We start from the raw sequence: 18033 nt of genomic DNA on the forward strand, positions 1-18033 counted from the left end.
AAGGTACGCCGGCGTACTTTATTTTAGTTTCTCCGCTAAGATTTCGAAAGCTTTCCAGGGGACACTTCCTTCTTGTAGAGGTTTTCCGGTTTCAGTTCGGTCCCGAATACTGTCGTTTTTTGGGATTGGTTCTAAAATTTTTAGAGTTTTTATGGTGTTTAACTTTTCTAAAAGATCCATTTGTTTTTGCGAAGTCCCCCACTGAGAGGGGAGGATTAATACTGATTTTTTCTTGGATTGTTCGTCGAACCTTTCTGCTTCATCAACTTTTTTGAGAACTTGTGCAACGGTTCGGACTGCCCATTTGGATGGTGTGACCGGAACAAGAATAACAGATGCCGGTAGGTAGGATGCTATGTTTTCAGAAGACCCTGATCCTGGGGTGTCAATAATTACATAGTCGTATTTGGCTTTGAGCAGGATATTTTTTAACCGAGGAATCATTGAAAAATCTTTTGAGGCTAAATAACTTAAATCGGAAAGTTCGATGATGGAAGGTAACACGTCGATATTGTTCGATGGTTTTACTGATTCGCTAAGTGTAGTTTCTGCATTAAGGACAGAAAGGGTATTCCCGGAATCAAAAAATTCCACAGGTTCTTCTGGGAAAAAAAAGTCAGAGAGGTCCGCTTGTGGGTCCATGTCTATTGCGAGAGTGGACCCTCTTTTGGATAGTGCTAGGGCCAAATGGATGGCTGTTGTAGATTTGGAAGTTCCGCCTTTGATATTGGCAACTGTGATGATCTTCATTGCAAAGTGAGTTTGTGATTGGTAGTTTTGTGTGCAATGAAAAATCTAAAATTAGGATTATTTTTAAAAAGTACGCCGGCGTACCTTGGGTTGGGTAAAAAATTCAAAGAATTCATTTTCTTTTTGGGATACAAGTTGTGTTTGGTAGAGAGAGTTTCTTTGCGCAAAGGATCGAAGCGGAAATCCTTTCTCGTAGGGAAAGATTGCAGCGGAGAGCCTGGTCGTTTGCAAAAGGGATTATGGTCTGAGTTAAGATTCGATGCGCCCAAAAATGGTTTCATATTTATTTTTCTTTAGGATAAAAAATTCTTGTACTATTTCTTCAGATTGTTAGATTGTTCGTAACCCCTTTAACCGGGTGATGTAAACTCTCTGGATTGTGTGGAAGCAGTTCAGAGAGACTTTCCTTCCTTCTCTGGTTTTGAAATCCCCCTACTCACTTGTGAAATTTTCCCTTAACTCTAATTCAATCTGTAGGGAGCCCCTGGCCTTCCTTTTCTGCTTGGGATAGGCGTTAGAATTATGTCACATTAAAACTTGACAGAAAATAGAATCCGATGTTTGTAGAGATAGGGTAGGGGAGGTGTCTCTATACCCGAAAGCGGTCTTCCACAATTTATACCGCTTCTATACATCACCTGGAATTCAAAAGAATTCCAACCAAGGACGTTCGAAAGAACTTCCAAGTTGATAATAACGGCGCCGAAGGTTTGTCTTCTCGTTGTTAGCAGTCCAAGAAAAAATCTCTTCTTGGATGCCGGAGGTTTGTGTTGGCCAAGGGGAGTTTATGAGTGAGTCTAAAAGAATGGGTGTATGGGTTGCCCAATGGATGGAAGATTTGGGGTTAACGCCGAATCAGATAAGGCTGTATGCGGAGATCGTTTCCTTAAATGCAAAAGGAGGATGTTTTGCTTCCAATGAATACTTGGGTGGTGTTTTGCGATTGAAACGGGATACTGTGTCTCGGTTGGTATCACAATTAAAGAAAAAAGGACTTTTGAAACAAACTGGGTTTGATGGAAGAAAACGGTATCTAGTTCCTTTGGTTTTGGACGGTGAGTCTGCATTGGATTCTCATACCAAAAAGAGAGAACCTTCTTGTTTGAAAATCGAAAGCTCGGTGGGATTTGAATCCAGGTCTGAATCTGCTCGGAATACGAAGCCTTCTCTTAAATACGAAGTACATTCTAGTATACAGAATAGCGATGATTGGAAAGCTTTTTTGGCTTGGACTGAAAAGCGGCTTTCTTTTTCTACGAGTTTTGCTTTGTCCAAATTACGAGGGCCTGAGGTGCTCACGGGACTCCCCCTCTCCTATTGGGAACGATTTAAGGCGAACCCAAGATAAGATTGGCCCTTGGGTATTTTGTCCGGTTTTTCGGATAGACCATGAAGAGTCAGAGTTTCATTTAATTTGAGTTAGGTCTTGTCTGAATTGTTTTCTCCCACCCGGATATTCGATGGTATAGATACATTGGCAAGATTCCCAGGCGGGGCTTGTGAAAAAGTAACTACCTTCTTCTGTTTGGCAAAACTCTTGTTTGGGTTTGATTTTGTGGGAGGCAATGAGCCTACTTAAATCTTTTGTTTCCACTTCGTCCAGTTCCACGGATTCTTGTTCTAAGAGGATGGCGGTTAGTTTCGGGGATGTAGAAAGAAGGTTTGTTGCATTCACACAAGTGCTTTTTCTCATAGCAAGGCTTCCCGATTCGATCGCTTGTTGGCTTGCTTTTGCGGAAACAGCAGCAAAAAACAACTCGGTTCCGTCTTTTGTTTTCCATTCTGATTTCCAAGGCATATAACTTTGGCAGGTGAGGAGAACTAGGACGATACAAAGAGGTGAATATTTCATGAGAGAATCCTAACTCGAATCTAAACTTTGTCAATGGAAACCTACCTTCTTCAGTCCTATCCAGGATATTTTATTGAAACTATTCCCAATCGAATCAAAGTTGGGAGGATCTGCTATGAGCCTTTTTAAGCCACTTCCCATTTTCTCCGGTGCCATGGTTCAATCATTTATGGCTTCCTTCAAATCTAAGTCGGATAAACGTTACGGTCATTCGGTTGCAGGTAAATGGAGATCGGTAAAAACAAAAGACGGGACCACTTTACTTGCCAAGATTCATGATGTGGTAAACCCGAAAGGACTCGTGGTCCTCGTTCATGGATGGGAAGGTAGCATTCATTCTAGTTATATCATTCGAACCGCGAAATATTTTCTGCAAAAAGGGTTCTCTGTTTATCGGTTGAACCTACGAGATCATGGGGACACCCATCATTTGAATGAGGGAATCTTTAACGGTAGTTTGCTTCCTGAAACCTATGAAGCTGTGAGAGAACTCGTTAAATCTTCCGATTCCAAGGGGCCTGTGTATTTGGCTGGATTTTCTTTGGGTGGAAATTTTGTTTTGCGGATGGCAGGGAGGCATTCCCTTTCCAAAGCCGCTGACCAAATACCAAGATTAAAACATTGTTTTGCTTTTAGTCCGGCACTTGATCCGAAAAGGGCTACAATCAAAATGGATGAACATCCGTTTTTACGGAAATATTTCTTAAATTCATGGAAGTCTTCGTTGGTCAAAAAAGCAAATTTATTCCCTCATTTGTATTCTTTCCATGATTTGGATGATTACCAATCGGTAATGGATTTAACAGAGAAGATGGTGAAAGAATTTTCACATTTTTCTTCTGTGGATGAGTATTTTGATTCTTATACTTTGAATGAGTTGTTTTTTAAATCGGTTCGCATCCCAACAACCATTCTTACTTCTATGGATGACCCCGTGATTCCTTGGAAAGAATTTGCAGAGATCCCACCTTCTTCTTACTTAGAGGTTGTGATTGAGTCGAAAGGTGGTCACTGTGGGTTCATTGAAGATTGGAATCGTTCTTCTTATTATTGGAAATTGATGGAAAAAAAGATGGGTTGATTTCTCCCCAAATGGTTTTCCAATAACCTGCCCAATTTTCTTTTTTCGAAGTCCAAAATTTCGTATAAAATGAATCCAATAACTCCCTGTTAGATAAAATTTTTAAAAGAGACTTTGTTTCTAAACCACCAGGGCCTTCTGTGAGTAAGATGTTTAAGTCTTTTTCGGAAGATTGTGGGAGTTTGGATCGATAGAGTTTATTTCCTTGGAGTTGTTTGTGTTTGCCTTGGAATAGAGGGTGAACCAGGGCAAAAAAGAATTCTCGACCTTCCAGATAACTGTTCTTATGCGAAGTGAGTTCTTCTTCAAACCTCTGAATTAGGTTTGTATTTGGTTCCCAAAAAGAAGTGTTGAAGGCTTTGTTTAGAATTTTTTGTTCTTTTTCCGTAAATACTACGAGAGGGATCGCTAAAATCCAACCAAGCCAAATGGGCATTGTCAGAATAAATAACATCGTCGAGTGCGTATAACTAATATAAGCACAGGAGAATCCTAAAATGGTCACACCAAAAAAAGAGGAAAGTATATAAGGGAGATTGTATCCAGAATCGGCATCCCTGTTTTGTGGACCCCAGGTGATCCGTTTATTGAGTAAAATGGAAAACACAAAAATGCTGTGGTAGATCATGTAGATGGGGGCAATCAAGATTGAAAATGTGGTCTCCAAAAGAAAACCTGGGAATTTCTTTAAAACTTGGATTAAGGGAAGGCTTATAAAACTAAGGACCCTTGGTAGAAATAGTAACACAAGGGAAAGGTATAATAGTTTTAAGTAAAGTGGGTCGTAAATTTGCGATTTGAAAAATTCATATTCCTCAGGTAACATGGAGTAGTTCAAATATTTGTTATCTTCCAGATAATTCCATAAACTCAAGACGATATAACACATCCAAATGGGTGAATTGAGATAGGATAGGATTCCGTTTAGAATGTGGATCCTGTTGATAAAGGGAATTTTTTTCCCAAATAAAAACCAAAAATGTTGTAGGTTCCCTTGGCACCAACGTTGGTCACGTTTGAGCGCATCAATAATGTTAGGTGGGTTTTCTTCGTAACTTCCATCAAGTTCGTAGGCGCTTAAAACTTCATATCCTGCTTTTCGCATGAGAGCGGCTTCCACTGTATCGTGACTCAAAATTTTCCCGCCAAGTCCCCCGTATTCGGGAAGGTGGGGAAGGGCACAATGTTCCATGAAGGGTTTGACCCTAAGGATTGCATTGTGTCCCCAGTAACCAGAGGAGTTGATTTGCCAGAAACTTGCTCCTTTTAGGAAAAAAGGGCTAAATAAATAGGATGAAAATTCTGTTAACTTTTGGAAGAGGGTAGTGGAACGAAATATGCGAGTGCTGGATTGGATGATTCCAGCATTGGGATTTTTTTCCATATTAGCAATTAATTGGAGAATGAGTTCACCTGACACAAGGCTATCAGCATCAAGTATAATCATATATTTATATTTTTTCCCCCACCTTCTACAAAAGTCGGCGATATTCCCACTTTTGCCGTTTAGATTACTTTTTCTTCTTCGGTAGTGGAAGTTATGGAAGTTTTCTGTCGACTCACATAATTCTATGTAGGCGGCTTCTTCTTTGATCCATTTTTCTGGTGTTCTTGTGTCACTTAAAATGAAAAAATCAAGTTGGGGTAGTTTGTGAATTTTATTTGCGGATTCAAAAATAACTTTGATACGAGAAAAGATTGAAATTTCATTTTCTTCGTATACAGGCATAACAATCGCAACAGGTATAGATGCCATTAAAGACATGTCTAATTCTGTTTCTGGAATTCGTTTTGCTTTAAGAAGGGAGTCGGCATCCTTTTTTAGAGAAAGTATAAATCCGAAAAAAGCAGTGCTTGCACCATAAGACAACATTGGCAAAAGGAAAATCAGTGTTATGAATTGGTAGTATTCGGTGATTTCAATTCCTTGAAAGGAAATGATTTCGATAAACAAACTAAAACCCCAAATAACAGGAGTGATGAAAGTGATAAAGAATAAACTACGATGAATATGGATCATAACAACCTAAATATAATGATGTAATAGAGGAAACTCCAGAGAAAAATGGAGACAATGATGAAAACTGGCTTTAATGATCCAACGATGGATTGTTTAGTTTTTTTTGGATCTCGTTTCCATTCAGCAGACTGTGGAATCATCGATCCAAACTGCCAAGAGCGATCGGGTAGGGGTAGGGATTCGGTTAGGTTTAATTGATTCGTTCGTAAATGGTTTAACCAAAGTTTCCAGTCGGATTCAAATACTAAACTCAAATCTGTGTTGTTGAAAAATCCACTGAGTAATTCTGCAATTTTATATTCGTTATGGATTCCACTTAAAATTAAATAGGAACGAATTCGTTCACTAAATTCGTTTAGGTATATGGTATTATTTGGATAGTCCATCTCGATAAATCCATGTTTCAGTAATTCTTTGGTTTTCTTGTTTAAGGAAAACGTTCCAATCGGATTCCCCTTCTGCGCTAGGATACCAGATTTGAAGACGCCATTGGTCTAGTTCTGATATTTTTTCGATTTTGTATCGAATCAGTTCGGGAGGGATTTCACTGTTTTTTATGACAGCAGTTAAAATTGTTTTTTTGTCCAAAGATTTTAAGTAATCACCAGTGAAGTACAGTGTGAATACTTTTTCTTTTGGAAAAACCGGATCAACTCCTCTATAAAATGCAGATGCTTTTCCGAGAGTATGGTGTTTGGGTGATCGTTCTGTATAATGTAAGGTGTATTGAAACTCATGGCCTTCATTTAAGTTGGGTGGGATTGCAGGTTCCCAAAAGGTTGTGACATTGTCATCGGAATCTAAGTTAGTTGTAAATTCCAATAGATACAAACTTCCCTTCCCCCAGTTTCCCTTTGGCTCTACCCAAACACTAGGTCTTAGGTGGTATTGGAGTTTTTCGTCTTGGTAACTTTTGAATTTTCTATCTCTTTGGATGAGACCATATCCAGAAGGTGAGTCCAATGGAATTCTTGTTAGTTGGGTTTTTTTGGGATTGATGAGAGGCCTCCATTCCCAGTCGCCCGTGTTGGTTTGAATGAGTAGACCATCTGAGTCATGTACTTCCGGATGGATGTTCCCGAGAATTGGGTTATCGGATTCACCATACAAATACATGGAAGTAATGGGTGCAAATCCAAGGCGTTTGATTTTTTTACGTAGATAGATTTTGACTCTTACATCAATGGTTGTGGTCTCTCCTGGTTTGACGACGAATTCATAAGAGCCAACCACGGACTCACTATTCATAATGGCATAGATAGTAATGGACGTATCCGTCTTTTGGGGTCGTTTGATATAGAAACTTTCAAAAATAGGGAATTCTTCTTTGTCTTTGGGCCCTGTGTTGATGGCAAGACCTCTACCGGATAATCCGTACACTTGATCTTTGGAAATGGCTCGAAAATAAGAGGCTCCTTGAAAAACTAAAAATTCTTCTAATGCTTCTTTTTGATTGATGGGGTAGTGGACCCGAAAGCCAGTATAATGGAGTTTTTGAGTTAGTTCGGCAAAGTCGTCTGTGAGAGGTAAGTCGCCAAAGTTAAAACGAGATGCATCATAGGGAATTTCTACTGGTTTTTCATTGATCACTTCATAGATATGAATTCCGTTGCTGTAGATATGACCTGGATGGAAAAAATGCAATTGATAAGGAAGGGCAAGATTTTTCCAAATAGCTACATCCGGTTTGTATTCAATTTGTCTATAGTCGTTGTAACTAATTCCATCAAGTCCTGGGATTTTGAATTCAGGAGTAGGGCTGAATTTTGACTTTAATTTTTGTTTTGCTATGGCATCGGCAGTATGAAAATCGAAAACTTCGGTGGGAGTGGTGATTGCCATCAAAGTGGCGATTTTACTTAACGTCAGATCGTTTTTTCGAATGATGATTACGACACACAATACCAAGGCAATGAGAGCAAGATATATGTTCAGTTTCTTCATAGGTGTAATGATTCATACTCAATCCATATGGTCACCTAAATATTCTGATGTAGCATTTTTGCCTCACTAAACATGGATTAAGCAAGAGTTTCTATTTTTTCTATTGCATATTTCGATCACTTTTGTACCATTCCCCTCATCTTATGAAACTTTTGTTACCCTTTTGTCTGTTCGCGATCACCTTATTCCTGCAATGTTCTGGTTCTCAGAAAACAGATAAGATTCTTGGCGAATCCGTGTTCACTGGAAACAAACCGCAATCATTCAAAAAAATTGCGCCACTAACTGCCAACTCCCTCGGATCAAGGAAAAATCTTTGGGACCACGGCTGGGCAGTCATTCCTTCAGGAAAGAAGAGTATGGATTTAGCTTATGAAAATTATGGGATTAGCTCACGAGTTGCGAAAGCAATGGTCTTGGTTCATATGAAAAAAAGAAGTGCTGACTATCCTGGAAAATTAGGGCAAACTATGGAATCGGTTGCTTCTTGGACAAAAAGTGGTATCAAAGATTCTTTTGGTAAGACGGAAGATATTTATGATGCAGGTTGGCAACTTAGCAAATCTGAATGGAAAGTTTCTCGGGAAAGTTTTGGAGAAGCAGGTTCTCGATTTGTACAAGGTTATGTATATTTGGTGCCAGGAATCGAATCGGATGTAAAAGTAATGAGATCGTCCCTTGTTGAGATTCACGGTGATTCTGATAAAAAGCATGCCAAGTTAAACGATTTATTCAACACAACTATCAATCAAAATTCCAAAAATATAGTTTCTGCATGGAGTGATTCTTTCTCTAAAGCTTCAAGTGAGTTTACAAAAAATTATGAAGAATCTGGCAATCGTGAGAATGCTCTCCTTGCCCTTGTTGATATCTTTAAAGGATATTCCGTTGCCCTGAAGGAAGTGATGGTGGAACCTATTGCCAAAACGAGCGTGAATACGGGTGAAATTCTTGTGGTGAATGGAGTGTATGTTCCTCTTTCGAAAACGATGAATTTTTCATCAACAGCTTTGATTTCTACAGGAGCTGTTCTTTTTTATTCGACTAAGTCTGGTTATCGGGTGATTTCTCCCACGTTGGAAGCCGGACTATTTAGCTCTATAGGCATTCTCTCCGCATCTTCTACGGTTCCAACTTACACGGCGGGAACCACTCTTGCGGCTTTCAACCAAGTCACTACGGTTGCCGCAACAACTGCCGGTGGAACGATTGGTGCCGTAGGTGGAACGGCTTATGATACGGGTGCTTATGCTACAGGGATGGTTTATGATTTGGCAAAAGGAACTTCGGAAGCCGGTGTTTATATGATGAGTTCTGGTTTGGTTTTGGGTTATAGTGCAATGACCGTCCTTCCTTCTCAGTTAATATTAACCGCAGTCGATGGACCTATATTAATTATCTATGATGGCCCACGTGTTGTGATTGCATCGGTGAGAGGCAACTATTTAGGGTTTGACGATGTTCCTACAGGTACAGTCATTAATTTAGAAGAAGCAAAAAAAGCAGGAAAAGTCAAAATCTTAACAGATGACCCAAAGATCATCAAAAAAGTATTAGATGCTGAAATCGCAGAACAAACAAAACGTGCAAATGTAAAGGCCTCTGAAAACAAATGAAACCAAACTCGTATAAAATATTTATAATTACTATTTTCTTATCTTTGTTTTTTTCTTATTGTTCGGGCTCTGATAAAAAAGCAGAGGATCCACTAAAGAATACCAAAAAATTAGCAATCGAAGGTCATACTTCCCTATACTATCAGGGAGCGTTACCTGTTAAAGGAACAAGTATTAAATTCATCCCGCCATTTAGCGAAGCCACAGTTTACGTTGGACGGTATACATTCGCAAAAGAAGAGTTCTCTAGATCTGTTTTGAAAGCACGCGAATCAGTGGTCATAGTCAAAGATGGGACCAAAATGAGTTGGACTGCTGCCGATAAGGTGAGTGCTGGCGGTGATGCAGCGGTTCAGTATCTCTCTGAAAATGCCACCAAACCGGGGTTATTTATTATGTATACTTCAGTTGCGGAATCGTATGGTTTGGTAGGGTCTTCCTGGGAACGAGGTGTAGATGCCCATAAAACGGTTGTCACAAACTCGCAGGCCATTCGTAAGGAATGGGACGAGTGGGCAGATATGCAATTGAATCAAAAAGAGGCTGTTGATAATTCTCCTTCTGCTAAAAAAAGATTTAATCAATACAAACAAGAATACCAAAAAGCATTTGAGTCAACGGTTCTTGGGTATGTGGATTTGGATGATGCGCTAAAGTCTTCTTATAATGAATCTTACGAAGATTTAAAATCGGGAGATTGGGAGCGTAGGAAAGCAAAAATCAAAGAATTTGGTTCTTCGGTTTCCGATAAAATTTTTGGAAATTGGAAAGAAACAGTTTTTACTTATGGTCAAGATAGTTCAAGGGAATGGGGACAAGCTAAAGCTGAGTTAGACTCAATTGCTGAAGAAGGCCCGGCTGTTCCTTTACTTAAGATGCTTTCCCGGACCGCAAAAGCCGTGTTTTATGATGGCCTGATCAAACCGATTGGGAAGATAACTTTGTATTCGGTAGGGTATGTCACTTGGAATGGGATCATTTATCCATCGGCAGTCATTTCTAATTATGCCGGTACTGGTTTGTATTGTTTAGTAGAAACATTTACCTTAGCAGGAAAAGGGGTTGTATATATTACTGCGCCTAGCGTTGAATTAGCATTAGGCGCTTTGTTGAATAGCACGGAAGTTGTCTTAAATGAATCAGTTCAGTCTATGGATAAAGGTGTAAAGATAACTTCTGCAGTTGTCAGAAAAACCTCTGCATATTCTGCCAAAACAGCTGGAGTAGTTACAGAATCCTCAGGGAAATATATTTTAGCTCCGATGAGTTTAGCGGGCGTTACTACTGGACAGACAGTTTTAGGAGGGGGGCTTGCCGTTGGTGGTGCTGTCACAGGGGCCACAGTGGCAGGAACATCAGCAACTGCCCAAGCAGTAACCTATACTTCTTCGAAAGTGGCTGCTGGAACTGTAGGAGTTACTGGAACTGTTGCCTCATTCGGAACAGGAACTACTTATGGGATCTATCAGTTAACAAAAGCAGTTGGTGTTCCAACTGGCGTGGCGATTGGTTCAGGAATTGTGCTGAGTTATGAGTTTGTATCACATATGTCCGCTCATTCTGTTCTCGCTGTTGCTGATTGTACCTATTTAGTGTTATCCCTGGAAGGGGGTAAGTGGGTAGTCTATGGAGTGAAAGATGGCTCAAAACGAGCGTCTCGCCTTCTAACGGGGGCTGTAGTGGATGTGGATCAGATTCGTAAGGAAGGCGGAACTGTAGTAAAAGTTCCTATGGAACCGGGTGAAGTTGAAAAAATACTAGGTAAAAAAAATAAAAAATAAAATCATTGGAGAATGGAGAACGAAGGTAAAAAAATTCTTATTATAGAAGACTCTGAACTTCAGAGAAAACTTCTCCATCGTTGGATTACCAATCATGGATACATTCCTTTGGAAGCAGTGAATCTTTCTGAAGCCAGAGAGATTATCATCAAAGACCAAATTGATGTAGTTCTCCTTGATTGGGAATTACCAGACGGATCCGGGATTGAACTCATCTCAGAAATTTTTTCCTCTTCTTCTGTGGGTTGGCTTCCTGTCATTATGGTGACGGGCCACACAGAACCTGAAAATCTTAAACTTGCTATTGAAGCAGGTGCAACGGATTACATCACAAAACCTGCCAAAGAAATTGAACTATTAGCAAGGATCTTTAGTGCTTTGCGAATGAAATCTTTACATGACCAACTACGTGAAACGTCAATTCGTGATGTAATGACTGGTTTATATAATCGTCGTTATATGGAAGAACGGATTGATCAAGAATTCCAAAGATGTAAAAGACACAAACATAACCTCTCTTTGGCAATGATCGATATTGACTTCTTTAAAAAAATCAACGATACCTATGGACATGAGACAGGTGATATTGTTTTAAAGAGAATCGCCTCAGAGTTAAAAACATGTTTACGTAAGTCGGATATTATATCTAGATTTGGCGGTGAAGAATTTGTTATTGTTTTCCCAGAAACTGGGCTCTCCGATGCGACTCGAGTTCTAGATAAAATTAGGGAGATGGTGTCTGGTTTGGAATTACATTCTGAGTCTGGACAGACATTTAAAATTTCTTTTAGTGGTGGTGTTGCTGGGGGAGATATCGTTCCAGTTGATAGCCCTATTGAACTTCTGCGCACTGCCGATAAACTTTTATATGAAGCAAAATCTTCTGGTCGAAACAGGATCATAAGTTAATTTACCAATTTGGATATCAATCATTCTTTTTACCAACTAACGCCCGATACAATACTAAATGCCTTGGAGTCCTTGGGTTATGAGCCTACGGGTCGTTTTTACCCATTAAACAGTGTTGAAAATCGAGTTTACGATATTGAAACATCAAATTCAGGAAGGATCGTTGTCAAGTTCTACAGGCCCGGTAAATGGACTTACGATGAGATTTTAGAAGAACATCGATTTTTAGAAGAGTTATCTTTAGAAGAAATTCCTGTCTTGTCCCCGATTGTGATTAATGGGAAATCTTTGTTCGAATGGTCAGGGATATATTTTGCCATTTGGCCACTCCGGAATGGAAGGATCGTCGAAGAAATTGCGGGCGGAGATTTAGAAAGAGTTGGTGCTCTTCTTGGGAGGATTCATTCTGTTGGGAAAAGATCAATTTCTAACCATCGACCGATTCTTGACATTCCATCATACGGTTTGAAATCATTAAACTTCATCTTAGAAAAAAAAATGATACCAAACAATGCTTTGGCGGAGCGTTACAAATCCACTGCACTCCGTTCTTTTGAATTTTTCGAATCTTTGGTAAAAGAATACCAAATTCCATTCCAGCGAATCCACGGAGATTGTCATAAAGGGAATTTGCTCGTTTCGCCAGAAGGATATAGTATTTTGGATTTCGATGATTTTTTGACAGGTCCTATTGTACAAGATTTTTGGATGTTATTGCCGTTAGGTGAATCAGATCGAAAAAACGATGTGTTTCAGTTTTTACAAGGTTACACAATGTTCGCAGAATTTGACGAACATTGGTTACAATTGGTAGAGCCACTTCGTATTGTAAGATATATTCATTATGCAGCCTGGATTGCGAAACGTTGGCAAGACCCATCCTTCCCATCATTGTTTCCTCATTTCGGAACGGAAGAGTATTGGTTAAAAGAAACCTTAGATTTGGAATCTGCCAAAAAAGATTTAGAGGATCAGTCATTTGAAGGAAGTGCTGACCCTATCAATACAGAACCTGAAATGACAAATAAAGACTTTTTTTGGGATTGGGAAAACTAAGACAACTAACTTAGTAAATGTGATAAAGCGACTGCGAGTGCATGGGATACGTTTAAAGAATCAATTTGGTTTTTCATAGGTATGTAAATCAAATTGTCTGATAAATTAAGTACATCCGATTCAACTCCGTCTGCTTCATTTCCAACAACGAGCACAAATTTGTTTTGTTTCTCTATTTCATGAATAGATTTTGTTTTTGATAATAAACTTTCGCCTTCTCTTGGAAGGGAGAGTGATAGAATCCTGTGGCCTGTATTTTGTAATAAACGTAAAGTATCTGTTGGGTTGGATATGCGCGTTAATTGGATTTGGAAAAGAGATCCCATCGAAACTCTTACCGATCTTCGCAGGTAAGGTGAAGCAGATTTTGAGTCAAAGAGTATGGATTGGATGCCAAAAGCCGCAGCCGTACGAAGTATGGATCCAATATTTTCACTATCAACGATTGCATTTACGAGAAGCATTGGAGCCGTAACCTCTTTTAAGGAACCCCATTTTTGGTATCCGACAGCCATAAATCCTTGGTGCACAGAAAATCCTATGGTTTCCTCAAATACTGATTTTTCGGCAACAAAACATTGATTAGATTCTTGGAGCCGAGATTGAATTAAATCTTTATGTTTTTCCCAATACTTTGGCATACAAAATACTGACTCTACTTTAAGATGCGAATGTAGGAGTCGAATTGCCGTTTTTTCATGGTCTGCAATGAAGGTATTGGATGGGTCTTCCTTTGCTTTTAAGAGCTGGTAGGCTGCAAGTCTGGGATCTTGGGGGCTCTGAATGATTTGCATTATGTCACATTACACCGAGAAAGCCCCCACCCTGAATCGCGTGGCGGAGGTGGGCTTGTGGGTTCCTCGCAAAACCCCTAACACAAATTCTCTCCTCTTTCAATCGAAGATTGGATTCTCCATATTTTTTTCGCAAAAAGTTCATATTAACTAATTTGGTATTTTGTTTGAATAAAGCCATTGGAAAAGGTCGAAGTCTGAATATGGTTTAGTTTTCTTTCGATCAGGGAATTACCAAATAACGGTAACCCGGACCCTAGTAGTATTGGTATCGTTGTAATTGTCAATTCATTTAACATATGTTTTGCTAAATAGGATTGTATCAGTTTTCCTCCGTCCACATAAACTGTTTTGAATTGTTTTTTTGTTATATCAGAGTCTAGTTCTTCAAGTGTTCCTTGAAATATTCGAATAGGATGTTCTGATTTGAATTTATAATCTAGATTTCGGGTTAATACGTAAATGGGAATGGATCCAAAAGGGTAAGTTTCAAAGGTTAAAACTGTTTCAAAAGTAATTCTCCCCATAACAATACATTCGATACCTTCCATAAAAGAAGAATAACCTAGATCATTATTTTCCAATGTGAATTCTTTTGAGGAAAGCCAATCAATCGAACCGTCGGTTCTTGCGATAAATCCGTCTAAACTGCTTGCAATAAATGCTTTATATTGTATCATGTGGTAGCCTTACTCTACAACGTAGACTAATTATTCTACACTGTAGAAAACATTGGGTAAAAATGAAAGAAAAAATTATACAAACAGCTCTCAGAATTTGCGAAAGAGACGGTTATGAGTCTTTTAGTATGCGAAAATTAGCTACAAAATTGGATTTGGATCCAATGGCGGTCTACCATTATTTTGAAAATAAAGAAGCTCTGACGAAAGCAATGGTAGAACAAATTTTTAATCGTTTTCAAAAAAAGATCTCAAAGACTAATAAAAATCCAAAAATTAATCTTAAAAAGATTTTAACAGAGTATTGGAACTTGTTTATCGAATATCCTGGTATGTCTTTGTATTTAATTAAAAATTCTCATGAAGATTTTCCTTCTGTTATAACATTTAACCAAACACTCCGAGATTTAATCCGGGACTTACATCCTGGAAAAGAAATAGAGAAGGTGTTATATATCACTATTGATTTTATTCATGGCAATGCATTTGCGCATTCTTCTATTCTAAATGGAAAAACGAAAGGGGAGAAAATCCGGTCGGTGCAAAAGGTTTTTGAGTCTACGTTATCATACCTTTTGGATTTGTTATCCAAGTCCTAGCCACCTAAGTGTGGTTCTGGGACTAGTAAATTTCCGTAAGTATTTTCCATTTGTAGTTGATAAAATTACATAGGAAAAAACTATTTATTTGGAATCTTGGATTTCTACCGACCCATGAACATTGATCCTCGCACAGTCGTATTCATAAATGTAATTGGATGTTTGTTGATGTCGGGTGGGTTGTGGTTTGCTGCTCGAGGTTATTTTCAGAAGTTACCTTATGTAAAAGATTGGGCCATTGCCACATTAATTCAAGCTTTGGGCTGGATTGTGATGGGTGTTCTGCGAGGTGTCATTCCAGATTGGATTTCCATCAGTGTTGGGAATTCGTTAATTCTTTTATCGTTGGTATATTCTAATAATATAATACTCTCTATGTTCGAGAGAAAAACTACTTGGAAGTTCGGGATTTTTTCGGTAGTATTTGTTTTTGTTTTTTTGGTTTTGCACCATTTTTCTGATTTTGCGCCCAAATATAGGATTTCGTTGATCTCGTTTGCCGCAGGTTTACAACTTATTTGGTCTTCAAAAACAATTTTAGCGGCAAATCAAAATGCAAAGTTATCAAGCCGTTTTGCTGCGTTTGTATTTTTGGCTTGTGGTGTTTTTTTGTTCCTTCGTTCTACTTATTATACCTTTGCAGATGTTTCTGTTTCCCAAATCGCATTTGGAAAAGGTCCTATCCAAGATATAACCTACCTATTTTTTTATGTTACATCAGTAATGATGACTTTTGGATTTTTAATGATGTGTATTGATATATTCATCAAAAGCCAAGAAGAGAGTGAACAAAAATACAAGTTACTTGCTGAAAACACAACGGATGTTATTTGGGTATTGAATTTTGATGAACGAAAATATCTTTATGTCAGCCCATCCGTTATTAATATCACTGGATTTACATCAGAAGAAGTCATTACACATACCTTAAGGAATTCTCTGACACCTACCTCTTTACAATATGTAATGAGTGTACTACCAAAACGGATTCAAGAATTCAAAGATACTGGTGAAAGAAAGCCATATAGCGATGAAATAGAACAATACTGCAAAAATGGTACTACTGTATGGATTGAAGCAAATACGGTGTTCCAGTGGAATCCGAATGGTTCGATAAGTATACTTGGAGTTTCTAGAAACATCGATAAACGGAAGAAAACAGAAATCGAAAAAGACAAATTTTATTCCGAATTGCAGTTGTTAAATCATACAAAAGATAGATTTTTTTCTATCATCGCACACGATTTAAAAGGACCTATAGGAGGGATGAATACTTTTGCAGGTATGATTCTGGAAGATCTGGATACAAGGCCTCTGAAACGAACAAAAAATGATTTAAGTATTCTTTTTCAATCATCCGGTGAAGTGTTTGTTCTGTTAGAAAACCTTTTGACTTGGGCAAGATCACAAACAGGAGAAATTTCATTTTTTCCCGAAGATATATCCTTATATCGTTCTATAGAGTCTTCAATCGCATCAGCATCTTTCTCTATTCAAAACAAGTCAATGACTGTAAAAAATTCTGTAGATCCGCAAGCTGTAGCTTATGCAGACGAAAAGATGATAGAGACTATTCTTAGGAATTTGATTTCAAATGCAGTAAAATACTCTCACCCGGGTGGTGAAATTCGGATCGGATCTAAATCGATAGGGGATGATATCGAAATTTCAATTATAGATTTTGGCACCGGTATCTCTGAGGAAATTAAAGATAGGTTGTTTCGTATAGACGCAAAACAAAAAAGTATGCCAGGTACTATAGGTGAAAGGGGTACAGCATTGGGTTTGATTTTGTGTAAAGAATTTATAGAAAAACATGGAGGTACAATCCGAGTTGAGAGCGAATTAGGCGAAGGATCTCATTTTTATTTTACATTGCCGAAAGCATCAAGCGTACCTATTCGGGCATAACTTTGATTCCGTTCACCATTGTATCCCTGGATATAAAATAATAGGCTACCTTTCTTAATATCATTCCTTATCATATACCTTCACTTTGATGTTCTATCTCTACAAACCGCAAATTTGCTCTTTTCTTTTCTACAGTGAATACTTCCCATTTTTCATCTTCTCGGAATAACGCAGATGTAGGTAATAAGATTGCGTTTGGTTTTACAAATAAAATAATTTATAATTTAATTCATAACCATCAGCGATATCTGATGGAAGATTAAATTGAATTGTGAGGGGTGCCCGTTATTCTTCCACACCTAAAGAAGAAATTTTTGTTATGACGGAAGGTTGAATGATCGAAAGGGGACCTTCTAAAATTTTTTCGCCCTTAGTTAAAAGTCCTGCACTTTCACAGTAAGTTCACCTTCATTGAATTTTAGATTTACAGAATGCAGAGAGATTAGTGGCACTTTACCAACTTGATAAGTTTTCCCAAAAATATTTGTTTTAAGGAGAGTATTTGATTTCGTTATTTTGTAATTACCGACGGAACAAAAAGAACATTTAATTTTAAAAATTTATTCCTTCGATTATATTCTGTGAACTGAAAATTCTGTAACTTTCTTTTGGAATGGATTGATCTTTCTCAACCTTATGGAAGAACGGAAACAATTTTCGATTTGGATGTAAGTCCTGATAGGATTTCTATATTGTTTTTCGGTACTTGGAAATGTTTGGAAAGTAATGTGATTAATTCATCGTTTGCCTTTCCATCTACCGGTGGAGATTTTATGTGCGCAATGCACTCAGTTTCTGATAAAAATTCTAAACCAGGTCGTTTGTTGTTAGGTTTTACTTTTATAATCAATTTCATAAAATTGTAATCTCATAGTTTCCTGGAAAAAAAATACCGACTCAATCAGAAAATAAAGTATGTTTTTTTAGAAAACATTTAATATCATACTTGCTATCGATACAAATGATTGTCATTTTCTGGGCGCCTCGAATCTGTTTGGTGATCTAACTTTTTTCTAGGCACGATCCCGCTCTACGCTTCA

Annotated in this window: 16 protein-coding genes; 8 read left to right on the top strand and 8 right to left on the bottom strand. The window is 38.2% G+C overall.

The window, feature by feature from the left end; translation table 11 throughout:
* Positions 1-18: 18 nt before the first annotated feature.
* Positions 19-750, bottom strand: a complete 732-nt coding sequence (locus EHQ49_RS18465) for a ParA family protein (protein ID WP_135581471.1) — start codon at positions 748-750, stop codon at positions 19-21.
* Positions 751-1537: 787 nt separating this feature from the next.
* Between EHQ49_RS18465 and EHQ49_RS18475 the strand changes: the two genes are divergently transcribed.
* Entirely contained in the window at positions 1538-2098 is a 561-nt protein-coding gene (locus EHQ49_RS18475) for a helix-turn-helix domain-containing protein (protein ID WP_135581475.1), read from the top strand.
* Between the two features lie 57 nt (positions 2099-2155).
* Here EHQ49_RS18475 and EHQ49_RS18480 read toward each other — a convergent pair whose 3' ends face one another.
* On the bottom strand, positions 2156-2602 hold the full coding sequence (locus EHQ49_RS18480) for a hypothetical protein (protein ID WP_135581476.1): 447 nt from the start codon (positions 2600-2602) through the stop codon (positions 2156-2158).
* A 115-nt stretch (positions 2603-2717) separates the two neighbouring features.
* On the opposite strand from EHQ49_RS18480, the gene EHQ49_RS18485 reads away from it, so the two are divergent.
* A complete protein-coding gene (locus EHQ49_RS18485) occupies positions 2718-3683 on the top strand; it encodes a YheT family hydrolase (protein ID WP_135581478.1) in 966 nt (321 codons plus the stop codon).
* Here the strand turns inward: EHQ49_RS18485 and mdoH are convergent.
* Genes mdoH through EHQ49_RS18500 form a run of 3 tightly spaced genes read right to left on the bottom strand, consistent with a single transcriptional unit; the run spans position 3622 to position 7647 of the window.
* Positions 3622-5703 carry a glucans biosynthesis glucosyltransferase MdoH gene (gene mdoH, locus EHQ49_RS18490; RefSeq protein WP_135581481.1) on the bottom strand — a complete coding sequence of 694 codons (2082 nt, stop codon included), beginning with the start codon at positions 5701-5703 and terminating at the stop codon, positions 3622-3624. The genes EHQ49_RS18485 and mdoH overlap by 62 nt on opposite strands.
* Entirely contained in the window at positions 5700-6089 is a 390-nt protein-coding gene (locus EHQ49_RS18495; RefSeq protein ID WP_135581483.1) for a hypothetical protein, read from the bottom strand. Before EHQ49_RS18495 ends, mdoH begins: the two co-directional genes overlap by 4 nt.
* A complete protein-coding gene (locus EHQ49_RS18500; protein WP_135581485.1) occupies positions 6073-7647 on the bottom strand; it encodes an OpgD/OpgG family glucan biosynthesis protein in 1575 nt (524 codons plus the stop codon). The genes EHQ49_RS18495 and EHQ49_RS18500 overlap by 17 nt, the downstream gene beginning before the upstream one ends.
* Before the next feature lie 143 nt (positions 7648-7790).
* On the opposite strand from EHQ49_RS18500, the gene EHQ49_RS18505 reads away from it, so the two are divergent.
* Genes EHQ49_RS18505 through EHQ49_RS18520 form a run of 4 tightly spaced genes read left to right on the top strand, consistent with a single transcriptional unit; the run spans position 7791 to position 13009 of the window.
* Positions 7791-9263, top strand: a complete 1473-nt coding sequence (locus EHQ49_RS18505; protein ID WP_135581487.1) for a hypothetical protein — start codon at positions 7791-7793, stop codon at positions 9261-9263.
* Complete coding sequence (locus EHQ49_RS18510; protein WP_135581489.1) at positions 9260-11044, top strand: YlbF family regulator; 1785 nt, start codon at positions 9260-9262, stop codon at positions 11042-11044. The genes EHQ49_RS18505 and EHQ49_RS18510 overlap by 4 nt, the downstream gene beginning before the upstream one ends.
* 12 nt (positions 11045-11056) lie before the next feature.
* Positions 11057-11953: a diguanylate cyclase DgcR gene (dgcR, locus tag EHQ49_RS18515; RefSeq protein ID WP_135581491.1), complete on the top strand. Its 897-nt coding sequence runs from the start codon at positions 11057-11059 to the stop codon at positions 11951-11953.
* A 9-nt stretch (positions 11954-11962) separates the two neighbouring features.
* Positions 11963-13009: a serine/threonine protein kinase gene (locus tag EHQ49_RS18520; protein WP_135581493.1), complete on the top strand. Its 1047-nt coding sequence runs from the start codon at positions 11963-11965 to the stop codon at positions 13007-13009.
* A gap of 5 nt (positions 13010-13014) precedes the next feature.
* On the opposite strand, the gene EHQ49_RS18525 is transcribed toward EHQ49_RS18520, so the two are convergent.
* Together EHQ49_RS18525 and EHQ49_RS18530 are read right to left on the bottom strand one after the other, a co-directional pair.
* Positions 13015-13803, bottom strand: a complete 789-nt coding sequence (locus EHQ49_RS18525; RefSeq protein WP_135581495.1) for a TrmH family RNA methyltransferase — start codon at positions 13801-13803, stop codon at positions 13015-13017.
* Positions 13804-13949: 146 nt separating this feature from the next.
* On the bottom strand, positions 13950-14483 hold the full coding sequence (locus EHQ49_RS18530; RefSeq protein WP_135581497.1) for a dihydrofolate reductase family protein: 534 nt from the start codon (positions 14481-14483) through the stop codon (positions 13950-13952).
* Between the two features lie 62 nt (positions 14484-14545).
* On the opposite strand from EHQ49_RS18530, the gene EHQ49_RS18535 reads away from it, so the two are divergent.
* Both EHQ49_RS18535 and EHQ49_RS18540 read left to right on the top strand, forming a co-directional pair.
* On the top strand, positions 14546-15082 hold the full coding sequence (locus tag EHQ49_RS18535) for a TetR/AcrR family transcriptional regulator (protein ID WP_135581500.1): 537 nt from the start codon (positions 14546-14548) through the stop codon (positions 15080-15082).
* Positions 15083-15250: 168 nt separating this feature from the next.
* Positions 15251-16993 carry a PAS domain-containing sensor histidine kinase gene (locus tag EHQ49_RS18540; RefSeq protein ID WP_135581557.1) on the top strand — a complete coding sequence of 581 codons (1743 nt, stop codon included), beginning with the start codon at positions 15251-15253 and terminating at the stop codon, positions 16991-16993.
* A 634-nt stretch (positions 16994-17627) separates the two neighbouring features.
* Here the strand turns inward: EHQ49_RS18540 and EHQ49_RS18555 are convergent.
* Complete coding sequence (locus EHQ49_RS18555; protein WP_135581502.1) at positions 17628-17849, bottom strand: DUF167 domain-containing protein; 222 nt, start codon at positions 17847-17849, stop codon at positions 17628-17630.
* Positions 17850-18033 lie beyond the last annotated feature (184 nt).

Origin of the sequence: Leptospira perdikensis, from assembly GCF_004769575.1 — a bacterium.
In the GTDB taxonomy this organism is placed as follows: Bacteria; Spirochaetota; Leptospiria; order Leptospirales; family Leptospiraceae; genus Leptospira_A; species Leptospira_A perdikensis.